General features: G+C 26.7%; 13 protein-coding genes and 2 pseudogenes. All 15 read left to right on the plus strand.

Annotation, left to right across the window (positions count from 1 at the left end; genetic code table 11):
- Positions 1 to 103: 103 nt before the first annotated feature.
- Positions 104 to 898: a hypothetical protein gene (locus tag CVV26_02900; protein ID PKL72112.1), complete on the plus strand. Its 795-nt coding sequence runs from the start codon at positions 104 to 106 to the stop codon at positions 896 to 898.
- 35 nt (positions 899 to 933) lie between these two features.
- Positions 934 to 1,899: a hypothetical protein gene (locus CVV26_02905; protein ID PKL72113.1), complete on the plus strand. Its 966-nt coding sequence runs from the start codon at positions 934 to 936 to the stop codon at positions 1,897 to 1,899.
- Between the two features lie 11 nt (positions 1,900 to 1,910).
- Positions 1,911 to 2,351, plus strand: coding sequence for a hypothetical protein (locus tag CVV26_02910; protein PKL72114.1), 441 nt, complete (start codon positions 1,911 to 1,913; stop codon positions 2,349 to 2,351).
- A gap of 247 nt (positions 2,352 to 2,598) precedes the next feature.
- Positions 2,599 to 2,988 (plus strand): hypothetical protein, encoded by a 390-nt coding sequence (locus CVV26_02915; GenBank protein ID PKL72115.1) that lies wholly within the window; start codon positions 2,599 to 2,601, stop codon positions 2,986 to 2,988.
- A 35-nt stretch (positions 2,989 to 3,023) separates the two neighbouring features.
- Positions 3,024 to 3,758, plus strand: a complete 735-nt coding sequence (gene dapB / locus CVV26_02920; protein ID PKL72116.1) for a 4-hydroxy-tetrahydrodipicolinate reductase — start codon at positions 3,024 to 3,026, stop codon at positions 3,756 to 3,758.
- Between the two features lie 378 nt (positions 3,759 to 4,136).
- On the plus strand, positions 4,137 to 4,736 hold the full coding sequence (locus tag CVV26_02925; protein ID PKL72117.1) for a hypothetical protein: 600 nt from the start codon (positions 4,137 to 4,139) through the stop codon (positions 4,734 to 4,736).
- A 221-nt stretch (positions 4,737 to 4,957) separates the two neighbouring features.
- Positions 4,958 to 6,127: a hypothetical protein gene (locus CVV26_02930; protein PKL72118.1), complete on the plus strand. Its 1,170-nt coding sequence runs from the start codon at positions 4,958 to 4,960 to the stop codon at positions 6,125 to 6,127.
- 113 nt (positions 6,128 to 6,240) lie between these two features.
- Positions 6,241 to 6,720: a hypothetical protein gene (locus CVV26_02935; GenBank protein PKL72119.1), complete on the plus strand. Its 480-nt coding sequence runs from the start codon at positions 6,241 to 6,243 to the stop codon at positions 6,718 to 6,720.
- Positions 6,721 to 6,793: 73 nt separating this feature from the next.
- Positions 6,794 to 7,843 (plus strand): annotated as a pseudogene (locus CVV26_02940) (cell filamentation protein Fic).
- 351 nt (positions 7,844 to 8,194) lie between these two features.
- Positions 8,195 to 8,377 carry a hypothetical protein gene (locus CVV26_02945; GenBank protein ID PKL72120.1) on the plus strand — a complete coding sequence of 61 codons (183 nt, stop codon included), beginning with the start codon at positions 8,195 to 8,197 and terminating at the stop codon, positions 8,375 to 8,377.
- 282 nt (positions 8,378 to 8,659) lie between these two features.
- Positions 8,660 to 9,683: pseudogene (locus CVV26_02950) on the plus strand (hydroxyacid dehydrogenase).
- Between the two features lie 93 nt (positions 9,684 to 9,776).
- A complete protein-coding gene (locus CVV26_02955) occupies positions 9,777 to 10,670 on the plus strand; it encodes a 4-hydroxy-tetrahydrodipicolinate synthase (protein ID PKL72121.1) in 894 nt (297 codons plus the stop codon).
- 27 nt (positions 10,671 to 10,697) lie between these two features.
- Entirely contained in the window at positions 10,698 to 11,324 is a 627-nt protein-coding gene (locus CVV26_02960) for an adenylate kinase (protein PKL72122.1), read from the plus strand.
- 108 nt (positions 11,325 to 11,432) lie between these two features.
- Positions 11,433 to 12,632 carry a hypothetical protein gene (locus CVV26_02965; protein ID PKL72123.1) on the plus strand — a complete coding sequence of 400 codons (1,200 nt, stop codon included), beginning with the start codon at positions 11,433 to 11,435 and terminating at the stop codon, positions 12,630 to 12,632.
- A gap of 31 nt (positions 12,633 to 12,663) precedes the next feature.
- Positions 12,664 to 13,437, plus strand: a 774-nt coding sequence (locus tag CVV26_02970; protein PKL72124.1) for a hypothetical protein, incomplete at its 3' end; no start/stop codon positions are given.

A 13,437-nucleotide genomic window follows, 5' to 3' on the forward strand; every position in this document is an offset into this window, starting at 1 on the left:
CCGATGAATTTATTAATTATTTAAATGAGACAGAATTCCATTATTCTTTTCTTGGAATAAAACTAAATAGGAGTGCGGGGTCATAGTGTGATATCTATAAACTATGAATAAAAAAATATTAATCACAATTATAATTTTATTAGCACTCCTAATTGGAGGGTATTTTATGAAAAACTTTTTAAGTGATCTTTTTGTTGTAAAAAATAAACAAATAAAATTAGATAAAACATTTCAATTAAAAATTGGGCAAACGGCTTTGCTTAAAAAAGGTGAGGAATTGTTGCGGATCAAGTTTTTGGATGTTGCGGAAGATTTTAGGTGTCCAAAAGAAGTGTTGTGTTCTAAACATAATGAAGCGATAATAGTGGCTGACATGTCTGTGAGAAAAAATTTGTTAGACTTACAAAAAGAACAAATAAAAAAGGTGCAATTGAAAAATGGCGAAAATATAATAACATTGCAGAATTATTTTATTAAACTTATTCAAGTTGAGCCATATCCTAAACAAAATCAGGAAATAAAAAAAGAAAATTATGTCGTAAGTTTTGTTGTATCCTTAAATAAAAAAATGGAAGTTTATAATAATAATGAACAAAAAGTTGTGGAAAATAATGTAAAAATAGAGAAAAATATTGAATTAGTAGTTGTATTCAAAAAAGATATTTCGTTTGAAAAAGCAGATAAGATTATGAAACAAACGCATTTTGATTATCGTCAAGGCAGTGATTTAAGTAGAGATAAAATTTATTCTCAAAATACCGGGCCAAAATTTATTGTAGATTTTATTAAATTTAGTTCAAATAGTAAAGATATGAAGGATAGATTTATAAATAAATATAAAGCAATACCTGAAATATACGAAATGTATCAAGCAGATTGGAGGATAATTGAAAATTAATAATATTTTACCTAAATGCTATTTTACATAAAATTATGAACAAAAAAATATTAATCACAATTATAATTTTATTAGCACTCCTAATCGGAGGGTATTTTATGAAAAACTTTTTAATTGATTTATTTAGAATGGGTAATAAAAATGTTACATTAGAATGGCAGTCTAACTCTGGTCCAAATCCATGGGAAACATGGAGAACTGGACCTAAATTTGAAATAGCACCAACTGAAAAAGAGTTGATGGAAAAGTATTATCAAAATAAATTTAATCCAGAAAAGAAAATAATAGACTATAAATATAAAAAACATAAAGGACCGATTATTTTAGATTATAAACAAATAAAAATTCAAAATGATGAAGAACATAAACAAGCTTATATGGAAAATTTTAAAGCTTGTTATGAAGAAAAAAGGTTAGGATGTCCAAAATGGGTTTATAAAGTGAGTGGCAAAAGAGGTTTAATTATACAAATTACAGTAGATAATAAATTTAAAGATGGATTTTTGAATAAAGATGATTTTTTGTTTTTGAAGGAGAGATGGAAAATAGTGACTGAAAAAAATCAACAAATGCAAAATAAAAATACAAAAAAAGTAGATTCAAATATTAGATCAAATACAGAATTTAATTTTGAGAACGAACAAGAACTTGCAGATTTTTTGGATAGTAATTATTATGTTCTTGATAATCGCCATAAAGAACTTGCGAATGGCAAAGGAATAAATGGGTGGAATAAAGCAATTAGAAAGAGTGATTATTGTCTTCTTGTTGTTGCTGTTAGAATAGAGGCAGAATCCAATAAAACAGATCCATCAAAAAAGAGAAAGGGGACAATAACAGCAAAGGAAAAATCAATTGAAGATCTTGATTTTTGGTTTGACAGATCTGAAAATACAGTAAGAGAACAACTAAAAGAATATAATCTTGATAAAACAAAAGTGGATGAAATTATAAATTCAATGAATAAATGTAAAATAAAATCAAATGAAACAATGTTTTAAAATATAAAATTATGAACAAAAAAATATTAATCACAATTATAATTTTATCAATACTTCTAATTGGAGGGTATTTTATGAAAAACTTTTTAACTAATTTATTTAAGCAAAATTATGTAGTATTTCCTGCAAATTATGACATTTCTTTTTTGTTTGGCAATAACAAAAGATACACACCGACTAATACAGATATTCAAAAGGCCATAGAATTATTAGAGTCTTTTTTAAAAAGTAAAAAAGAAATTCAAGCATTATTAAATTATAAGGTTCAATTTTTTGGATATTTAAACGAAAAAGAAGAAAAAATAATTTGGGCAAATTTTTTCTGTTCGGATTATAAAAATTGGAAAAAAGATTTGGTTTCTGTAGAAGATGGTGGAAATTGTTATTTTAATATAAAAATAAATTTAAACACACAAAAAGTGTTTGATTTTAATATAAACGGAGAGACATAATTTTTTATGAAAAAATAATTATGAATATTAATAATAACCATACTTTATTTTAAGTTTGATTTTAAGAAAAACACATTACTTGAAATTTCAAATAGAGGGCTTGACTTTTCAAGTAGAATAAATCATATAGATAAAAATATTATTGTTTTACCTCTTATGGATATTTCAGCAGTTTGGCAATATGATAAATCTATCACACATTAAAATTAATTAAATTTTCTATAACAGAATTTTTTTAAAGAAAATTATGGAAAAACAAAAAGAAAAAATTATTAAAGAAATAGGGTTTAATGATAAAAATATTTTAATTTCTTGCACTGCTGTGCGAGTTCCAGTTATGCGAGCTCACAGTGAAAGCATTGTTGTTGAAACTGAAAAAAAAGTTTCTCCAGAAAAAGTGCGAGTATTATTTGAAAAAACTTTAGGAATAAAAGTTGTTGATGAGCCTGAAAAAAATTTATATCCAATGCCTCTTTTTGTCAGCAATAATTACGATGTTAATGTTGGCAGAATTAGACAGAGTTTGGTGTTTAAAGATTATGGATTAGAATTTTTTGTAAGCGGTGATCAACTTTTAAAAGGAGCAGCATTAAATTCTGTTCAAATTGCAGAGGAATTAATAAAAAATAAAAAATAATTTAATTAATTTTAATTTTTTTAACAAACAAATTTATGAACATAGCAATCATTGGTTTTGGTGCAATGGGGAAAATTATTAAAGAATTAGCTGAACTAGCAGGACATAATGTTTTAGTTATTGTTGATCCTCAAACTAGTGTAAAAAAAATAGACGAAGCTGATTTTTCAAAAATAGATGTTGCAATAGATTTTTCGCATCCAACATCAGCTATTGAAAATATAAAAAAACTTTCTAAATTAAAAGTTAATACTGTTGTAGGAACTACTGGTTGGTATAATCAAATGGATGATGTGAAAAAAATTGTTGAAGAATCAAAAATTGGACTTCTTTGGTCATCAAATTTTTCAATTGGAGTAAATTTATATTATGAGATAATAAAAAAAGCTTCACAATTATTTAATAATTTTCCAGAATTTGATATTTGGGCACACGAAGTGCATCATTATAATAAAGCTGATTCTCCATCAGGAACAGCTAAAATAATTGAGAAAATTCTTTTAGAAAATATTAAAAGAAAAACTTCTGTTGTTGAAGAAAAATTGGATAGAAAAATAAAACCAGAAGAAATTCATTTTTCTTCCACTCGCGGAGGCGCTGTTAATTTTACTCATGATGTTTGTTTTGATAGCGCGTCTGATTATGTAATGATTACGCATATTGCGCGCGATAGAAAAGGATATGCTGAGGGAGCAATTAAAGCAGCAGAATGGCTAAATAAAAAACAAGGTTTTTTCTCAATGGAAGATTTTTTAGAGAATATTAAATAATGGAAGTTCAATTTCCATTATTTTCTTCCATTTTTTATTTAAAATAATTTTATGTAGGGTCTCAAAAAAAATAGCATGTATTAGTCCTGTCGCAGAATGGCAAATTATAATTAAAACCGTGAAAAAGTGAAAAAAAAAATTGAGTTTTTCACGATTTTGATTGACATTGTCGTTAAAATTTTTTTAATATAATAAATACATGACATTTGAAATTATTAGCCAACTGTAAATTATGTTCATTAGCTTGAACAATGATGAAAAAATTAAAGAAGTAGTTAATAAAGATAAAATAAAAATGCTCTAGAAAATGAGAGGGCAGATTTAATTGAACTTGGTCTTAATACAAAAAATCCAGAAGTACAAAAAATTTATGCGGAAATGATTCCTTTTGTTCCAAAAAATGAACAGAAAGATCTTTTTGAATTAGCCAAAGAAAAATTAGGAAATGTTTTAATTGAAAGTTCTTTATATAGTAAGAATATTATTTCTAATGATTCTTTTTCAAGACAAAATTTTGAGAAAGGTGGTTCTAAAAAAAAATCCCCTAAAACTACGCTAATCGGAGGTGGGTTAAAAAATAAAACAATTATAAGACATATAAAGCCAGAGCATTTTTTAACATGGCAGAAAGTATATAAAAATTATAAATTATGGGAAAAAGCTGGTTTTGATTATGTTCCTATTGAACCTATACAATCATTTAAATTAAATAAAGAAAATTTAGTGAATGTATATAGTGGAGTTTTAGATTTAGATTTATATGATTGGAAACAAATAACAGATGAGTTTGTAAAAGAATTAGAAGAGGATAGAGAAAAAATAATAGAAATATTGGAAAAAAATAAGATTAAACATGGACATACAAATGTTGTAAAAAATTTTTGTCTTAGATTTTTTAGAGATAAAAATGGAAATGTAGATTTTAATCAAAAACCCAGAATTTATTTAATTGATTGGGATCAGGCTGTTTCTTATTAATTAAAATTTTCGCTACATTTTAAGAAAATTACAAAAAGATAAAAAAGCTAGACACACTTTTATGAACGGTCCCTCAGGTTTCCCTCAGGTTCAGGTGGTTTGGGATGACGAAAAAGAAAAAAATTAAGCAAAAATAAATCTAATTTGACAAAAAATAGACCGCTATATATAATTAGATATATCTTTTAATGCATCTAATGCTTAAAAAGTAATATGTTTTTATGAAAAGACATCTTGATTCTAAAATTAGCCAGCATTTTAAAAAATACAAGCAAGCGCTTATTTTGCTTGGTTCGCGACAGGTTGGAAAAGCAACCATAGTTAAAAAAATATTTTCCAGCGGAGATTATTTTTTGGTTGATAACGAACCTGTTAAGAAAATTTTGGAATCCTATGATATTGAGACATATAAAACATTGATAAATGAAAATTCCAAAGAGATTATTATTGATGAAATTCATTTGTTGGACAATCCAGGTAGGGCCATAAAGATAATTTATGATCAATTAGAAAATATAAAAATAATTATCACCGGTTCATCTTCATTTCATATAAAAAATAAGACCGGGGAGAGCTTGGCTGGAAGAAAAATTGATTATAATATTTATCCGCTTACTTTTTCTGAATATTTAAATCAAAAGGGAATTGAAAAAGATTTGAATTTCAATATTTTTGAAAAAATAATTGATGATAAAAAGTATAATCCAAAAAACCAATTATATAAATTTGATATAAAAAATATATTAAATAGTGTTTTAATCTACGGGCAATATCCGCATTTAATCAAAAATTCCAATGATGAAAAATATCTTTTGAATTTTGCGGACAGTTTGATTTTCAAGGATATTTTGGAATTAAATTTGATTGAGGATAAGAAATTAGCCAAAGATTTGTTAAAATTGTTGGCTTGGCAAATCGGGAATCTTATAAACTATTCCGAATTGGCTAATAGTTTAAAAGCTGATCAGCGAACAATTAAGAGATATATTGAAATTTTTGAGCAGAGTTTTATTTTGTTTCGGTTGTATCCTTATTCAAAAAACAAGAGAGATGAGATTTCAAAAGCAACAAAAATATTTTTTTATGACAGCGGAATTAGAAATGCTCTGATTGGAGATTTTTCTGATTTGGAGTCAAGAACAGATAAGGGAGCTTTGTTTGAAAATTTTATAATTAGTGAATTAATAAAACAAGACAGTTATTCTGATAAAAATTTCAAATTTTATTATTGGAGAACAAAACAGGGTTCGGAGATTGATGTGGTGTTGGAAAAGGGAAGTGAACTTATTGGAGTAGAAATAAAATACAAGCGAAAGGCTTTTAATAAAGCTTTTAAAAATAGATATTCACAAGCAAAAGTTAGACTTGTTACAGCTGATAATTTTTACTAAAAGAGCAATAAAATGTTAAAAGTAATTTTTGGCTAAAACTAATAAATTTATTTACATTGTCGCTGTAAAATGTTTATGAGGATATAATTTAAAATTTAATTAAAATTAAAATTATGATAGAACAAATAAAAAAACAATTTAATGAACCTGAAATTTTAGATTCAGAGAAAGAGAGAGAGTTAAAAGAGATAGAAAAGGAAACAATTTCTTACGAAAAATTTAAAGAGATTTCAAAGAGAGTATTAGAACAATACAAAGATCCAAAAAATAATGAAATACGTTTTGCTATGAGAGAGTGCAAAATTTTAGAAGTGAATGAAAAAATAATTAATTCTTTTCCTGACGAAGAAACACAAAATTTATGCAGAAAAATTCTTTCAAATTTTCCAGATAAAACAATAGAAATTAATAAAAAAGAACTTAAAATTTTACAAAAAAAGATAGATGATTGGAAAGAAGTAATATATGAAGAATTTGTAGAAAAAATAAATAAAGATTTTTCAAGTGAAGAAATGGATTGCATAGGACATTTGTTGTGGATACGAATACTTAATGTTTTATCAGCCACAGTAGACAAAAAATTCGTCGGGTAACAAAAAATTAAAAGAGAAAAATCAAAAAAAAATTATAAAAAATAATAAGAAAATTACAAAACAAAACATATCTATCTTGTTAGATAACAAGAATCTAACGGGGTTTACAAAATTTTTACTCTATACTACACCAAATGGAAAAGTAAAAGTGGATATATTTTTGCATGATGAAAATATTTGGTTGACACAAAAGTTACTCGCTTTACTTTTTAATTGCTCTATTGATAATGTTTCTTTACACTTAAAAAATATTTTTGAAAGCAATGAATTACAAGAAAATTCAGTTACCGAGGAATTCTCGGTAACTGCCAGTGATGGCAAAAAGTATAAGACAAAACATTATAATCTTGATGCGATTCTTTCTGTCGGATATCGGGTTAACAGCGCGCATGCCACGCAATTTCGTATTTGGGCAACACAGATTTTGAAAGAGTATATCATTAAAGGTTTTGCCATGGATGATGAGCGACTAAAAAATCCAAACAACATTTTCGGTCAAGATTATTTTGAAGAACAATTGGCGCGTATCCGTGACATTCGTTCCAGTGAGCGAAGATTTTATCAGAAAATCACTGACATTTACGCTCAGTGTAGTGCTGACTATAATTCAAATGAAGAAATTACTAAGCAATTTTTTGCAACAGTTCAAAATAAATTACATTTTGCGATTACTGGATAAACTGTGGCAGAAATAATTTATTCACGAGTTGATAGTAAAAAACAAAATATAGGATTAACTACATGGAAAAATGCGCCAAAAGGGGCAGTTCGAAAAACTGACGCAGTGATTGCCAAAAATTATTTGAATGAAAACGAGATGGACGAATTAAATAGAATTGTTGAAATGTATTTAGTTTTTGCGGAAAATCAGGCGCGTAAAAACAAAATCATGTATATGAAAGATTGGGTTAAAAAATTAGATAGTTTTTTACAATTTAGCGAAAATTCAATATTGCATGATTTAGGAAAAGTTAGCCACGAAGTTGCAACAATATTAGCCGAAAGCGAATATGAAAAATATCAAGTTATTCAAAATCGCATTCTTGAATCGGACTTTGATCGTGAGGTGAAAAAACTTTTTGATAGCCGAGAGAAAAAAAAGACGAGGAATGTAAAAAAATAAAAAAATTAACGCTATGCTTCAAAAAAAATAAATTTATCAAACGAGATTATATAAAGTTTAAATGAGGTGTTGATAACGGAAATGGATAATGAAAAACTAATAAATTTATTTACATTGTCGCTGTAAAATGTTTATGAGGATATAATTTAAAAATTTAAATTAAATAAAAATTATGATAGAACAAATAGAAAAACAATTTAATAAACCTGAAATTCCAAAAGCTGAAATTTTAGACTCAGAGAGAGAGAATTAAAAGAGATAGAAAAAGAAACAATTTCTTATGAAGAATTTAAAAAGATTTCAGAACAAGTATTAAGAAAAGATGACATAACAAAAGATGCTTTGAATAATGTGCCTGAAGTAATTGAAATAATTGTTAATTCTTTTTCTAATTCTAAAAAAAACAAAGAAATCACACAAGAGATTTACTCCATTTCTAATGAAGACGAATTTGAAAAAATAATAGAATTATTAAAAAATATAAAAGATAAGAAAATTGTTAGAATTTTTGAAAAAAGACAGAAAAATGGATAAAATTAATGAAAAAATTTGAACAAGAGATAGAAAGGGATTTTCCAGAAGACAAAGAAGTAAAATTTTTTAATTTAGTAAAACATATGTGGGGAACGCCATTGCATACATTAGCAAATATTATAGAACAAGCAGAAGAAGAAAGAAATTTGGATTAAAATAATTTAAATTATGTATTTTTTAAAATAATTTTATGCTAAACAAAAAAATAAAAAACAAACAAATTATTATTTTTGAAGGCAAAAGAATTCGTCGGAAGATAAAACATTAAAAGAGAAAAATAATATGGAAAATCAAAAATCGCAAATTATTATTTATAAAGATAAGAAAGGGAATATAAAAATTGATGTTCGTTTTGATAATGGAACAATTTGGCTTACACAGGATTTAATGGCAGAACTTTTTGGAAAAGGAAGGTCTACTATAACAGGACACATACAAAATATTTTTGAAGAAAAAGAACTTAATCAAAATTCAGTATGTCGGGAATTCCGACGAACTGGCACAGATAATAAAGAGTATTTTGTAAAATATTATAATTTAGAAATGATTATTGCTGTTGGCTATAGAGTAAAATCATTACAAGGAACAGCATTTCGTATTTGGGCGACAAAGAAACTTTCTGAATATATTATTAAAGGATTTATTATAGATATAGAACGGCTCAAAAATCCAGATTTACCCTTTGATTATTTTGAAGAATTAGAACGAACGATTGCAGATATTCGCGCAAGTGAAAAAAGATTTTATAGAAAAATTACTGATATTTATGCGACCAGTGTTGATTATGATCCAACTAATGATCAAAGTATTTTATTTTTTAAAACAATACAAAATAAAGTTCATTATGCGATTACGGGAAATACAGCAGCAGAAATTGCAGAAAATTATTGTAGAAAGAATTGATGAAAAAAAAGAAAATTTAGGACTTACAACATTTAGAGGTAATAAACCAACAAAAGAAGAAATAATAATAGCTAAAAATTATTATAATAAAGAAGAATTGTTAGCGTTGAATGCTCTTGTGGAACAATATCTAGTATTTGCCACAGAACAAGCTCGTCGTAGAATACCGATGAATATGAAAAATTGGATAGAAAAACTTAATGGTTTTTTGACAATCAATGATAGAAATATTTTAGAAGATGCGGGGAAAATTTCACACGAACTTATGATCGAAATAACAAAAAATAAGTTTAGTAAATATAAAAAAATAGAAGCTAAAAAAGATATTGATTTTGATAAAGTTGCTCTTGAAGCGCTAGAAAATGCCAAAAGTCATAAAATAAAAACAAACAAATCACAATAGATTCGGCAAGCTTTACACAAGTTTTTGAAGGTAAAAAAATCGTCGGGCGATAAAAAATTAAAATAAAAAAATTAATTTTTAAAATTTTATATTATGAATAGAAAAAATTTGCAAGGAGTGTGGACGGCTTTGATTACACCATTTGATAAAAATGAAAAAATTGATTATGTTTCTTTGGAAAAATTAATTGCTTTTCAACTAAAAGCAGGTGTTAAAGGTATTTTAATTAATGGGACGACTGGGGAAAGCCCTACTCTTGAAGATGATGAAGTTGAAAAAATGATTAAATTTGCTAAAGAAAAAATAAATAAAAAATGTTTTTTAATGGTTGGTACAGGAACAAATAATACTAAAAAATCTATTAAAAAAACAATAAAAGCAACAAAAGCTGGCGCTGATTTGATTCTTTTGGTAAATCCATATTATAATAAACCAACTCAAAAAGGTTTATATTTACATTTTAAAGCAATCGCCCAATCAACACATTTACCTGTTATAATATATAATATAAAAGGAAGAACAGCAATAAATTTAGAAACTGAAACATTATTAAAATTAGCAAAAGAAGTTAAAAATATTATTGGAGTTAAAGAAGCATCAGGAGATTTAGAACAAATTAAAAATGTATGCGAAAAAAGATCTAAAAATTTTATTGTTTTTTCTGGAGATGATAATATCACTAATAAAATAATTAATGATTTTGGCGCTGATGGAGTTATTTCTGTTGCTAGTAATATTGTTCCAGAAAAAATAGTAGAAATAGTAAATGTTAGTTTAGAAAATAAAAAAGATAAATCAAATAAATTAAATAATGATTTAAAAGAATTATTTGCTATTTTATTTATTGAAACAAATCCAATTCCAGTAAAATATATTGCTTCGCAAATGGGACTTTGTAAAAATATATTCCGTTTGCCAATGTGTCCTATTAGCGCAAAAAATGCGGAAATTATTGGCAAAGTGTTGTTAGATTTAAAATTAATATAATTAAATTTAAATTAATTTATATTTTTTATGAAGATAATTTTATTTGGTGCGCAAGGATCTGGTAAAGGGACTCAAGCTGAATTATTGGCTAAAAAGTTTAACATTCCAGCAATATCTACCGGGGTTATTTATCGTCAAGAAATCGCAAGAAAAACCAAATTAGGAAAAATTGCTGTAGAATATTTAAATAAAGGAAAATTAGCTCCTAGTAATTTAACTAATGAAGTAATGGAAAAACGTTTAAAAAAATCTGATTGTAAAAAAGGATTTATTTTAGATGGTTATCCTAGAGATTTAATTCAGGCTCAATTTTTAGATAAAATATCAAAAATGGATTATGTAATTGAAATTGTTTTATCTGATAAAGAATGTTTGAAAAGATTTTTTGGTCGTCAAAACTGCATTTGTGGAGCTGTTTATCATTTAAAATTTAATTTGCCAAAGAAAAAAGGAGTTTGTAATAAATGTGGCAAAGAACTTTTTATTAGAGAAGACGAAAAACCAGAAGCCATTAAAAAAAGACTTCAAATTTATCATCAAGAAACCAAGCCATTGTTGAAAGAATATCAAAAAATGGGAATATTAATTAAAATAAATGGAAATCAAAACATAAAAGATGTTTATAAAGAAATAATATCTAATATAAAAATATAAATAAATTAAATTTTTTTAAATTTTTTAAAAAGATTAAAATTTAATTTAATAATTTTATTTTTTAATTTTTAATTCATAATTTTCGTGAATTAAAAAAAAGGAGAAAATATGGATTCAATGAAGGCTGGAGTTGGCAGAAGTAATAATGCCGATTCTCAAAAAGCAGGTCAAGAAGCTTGCGAACAAGCGATTAATCAAATGAAAGGAAAACCAGATTTGATTATGGTTTTTTCTTCAGTTATTTTAGATCAAGAAAAAATGCTTCAAGGCGTTAACTCTGTTTCTCAAGGAGCGATGGTCGTTGGTTGTAGTGATTCGGGAGAAATTAGCACGCAAGGATCTGTTCGTAATCATGTCGTGGTTATGGCGATGGCTTCAGATAAAATTAAATTTACAGTTGGTTTAGGGAAAGATGTGAAACAAGACAGTTTTCAAGCTGGACAAATGGCAGCCAAAGAAGTAATTGAAAAAGCTCCAGAAAAAATTTCTGTTTTAATTAGTATTTTAGAGGGATTGACTGGTAATGGAGCAGCTATTGTTCGAGGACTTAAATCAACTTTAGGAGAACATTTTCCAATTATTGGTGGTTCAGCTGGAGATGATTTTGCTTTTAAAAAGACCTTTGTTTATTATCAAGATCAAGTTTTAAATGATACAGTAATTGGATTGGGTTTGTCTGGTGACTTTTCTTGGGGATTAGGAGTGAAACATGGTTGGGAGCCAATTGGTTTACCAATGAAAGTGACAAAATCTGAAGGAGCAGTAATTAAGGAATTAGATGGTAAACCAGCCTTGAGTATTTATCAAGATTATTTTGGTAAAAGGGCGGAGGAATTAGTTAAAGAACCAATTGCTAAAATGGCTTACACATATCCTTTAGGCATGACAGTAAAAGGTTCTTCTGAATTATTAATTGTTGATGTTGTGATTGCCAATGAAAAAGGAGAAATTACTTGCGCTGCTGAAGCTCCTGAAGGTTCAGAAGTTCGTTTAATGTTGGGAGATTCTGAAAAGGCTATTCAAGCAGCTAAAGAGGCGGCCGAAAATGCTTTGGCGCAACTTAAAGGAGCTACTCCTAAAGCAATTTTTGTTTTTGATTGCATGGCTCGTTATAAATTATTAGGCCCTCAGATTAATGAAGAGATAGAAGCTGTTCAAAATGTTTTAGGCAAAAATGTTCCATTGATTGGTTTTTATACTTATGGTGAACAAGCTCCTTTGGGAGGCAACATTGATTCAAATATTTGTAATTCTGTTTTTCACAATGAAACAATGTGTGTTTTGGTTTTGGGAGAAAAATTAGGTTAATTTGTTTATTTTATTTAATAATTTTTAAAAAATGATTTTTTTTGATTTTTTTAAAAAGAATAAATGTGAAGGGACAGAGGAAATAATAAAGTATAAAAATTCTTTAATAGAATTAGATAAAATTTCTAAAATGCTTATTAAAAGAGATTTGGCGCTTTCTAATTCTAAAGAAAAAATAGTAACTGAAAAAGGAAAAGTGGATTCGGTGATTAATAGTTTGACAGATGGATTGATTATGATCGATCAAAATCAAAAAATTGCTTTGATTAATCCAGAAGCCAAAAATATTTTAGAGATAAACAAAGAAGAATCTTTAGGAAAAACCTTGCTTGAATTGGCAAATTTTGTTAAAATAAAAGAGCTCCAAGAGGTTTTAATAAAAACAGAAGGGCATTGCAAAGATAAAAAATGTGAATTAATGTTTAAGCAACCATTGGAAAAAATTTTTGAAATCAGGACAATGCCAGTGATTACTCAAACATACGAAGCGATTGGAACATTGATTATTTTGCATGATGTCACTCGAGAAAAATTAATTAATAAAATGAAATCAGAATTTATTACCATTGCCGCACATCAATTAAGAACGCCTTTGACTGGTATTAAATGGTCTTTAGAAATACTAATCACTGAAAATAGCGTAATGACAAAAGAAGAACAAAAAGATTTTTTAGACAAAGCCTATCAAAGTAATGAAAGAATGATCAAATTAGTCAATTCATTATTGATCGTTTCTCAATTAGAAGAAGCTCGTTTTATTTATAAGTTTTCTGAAATTCAAATAGAAGATTTAATTCAAGAATCA

This window comes from Candidatus Kuenenbacteria bacterium HGW-Kuenenbacteria-1 (assembly GCA_002839745.1).
In the GTDB taxonomy this organism is placed as follows: Bacteria; Patescibacteriota; Patescibacteriia; order UBA2591; family PGYQ01; genus PGYQ01.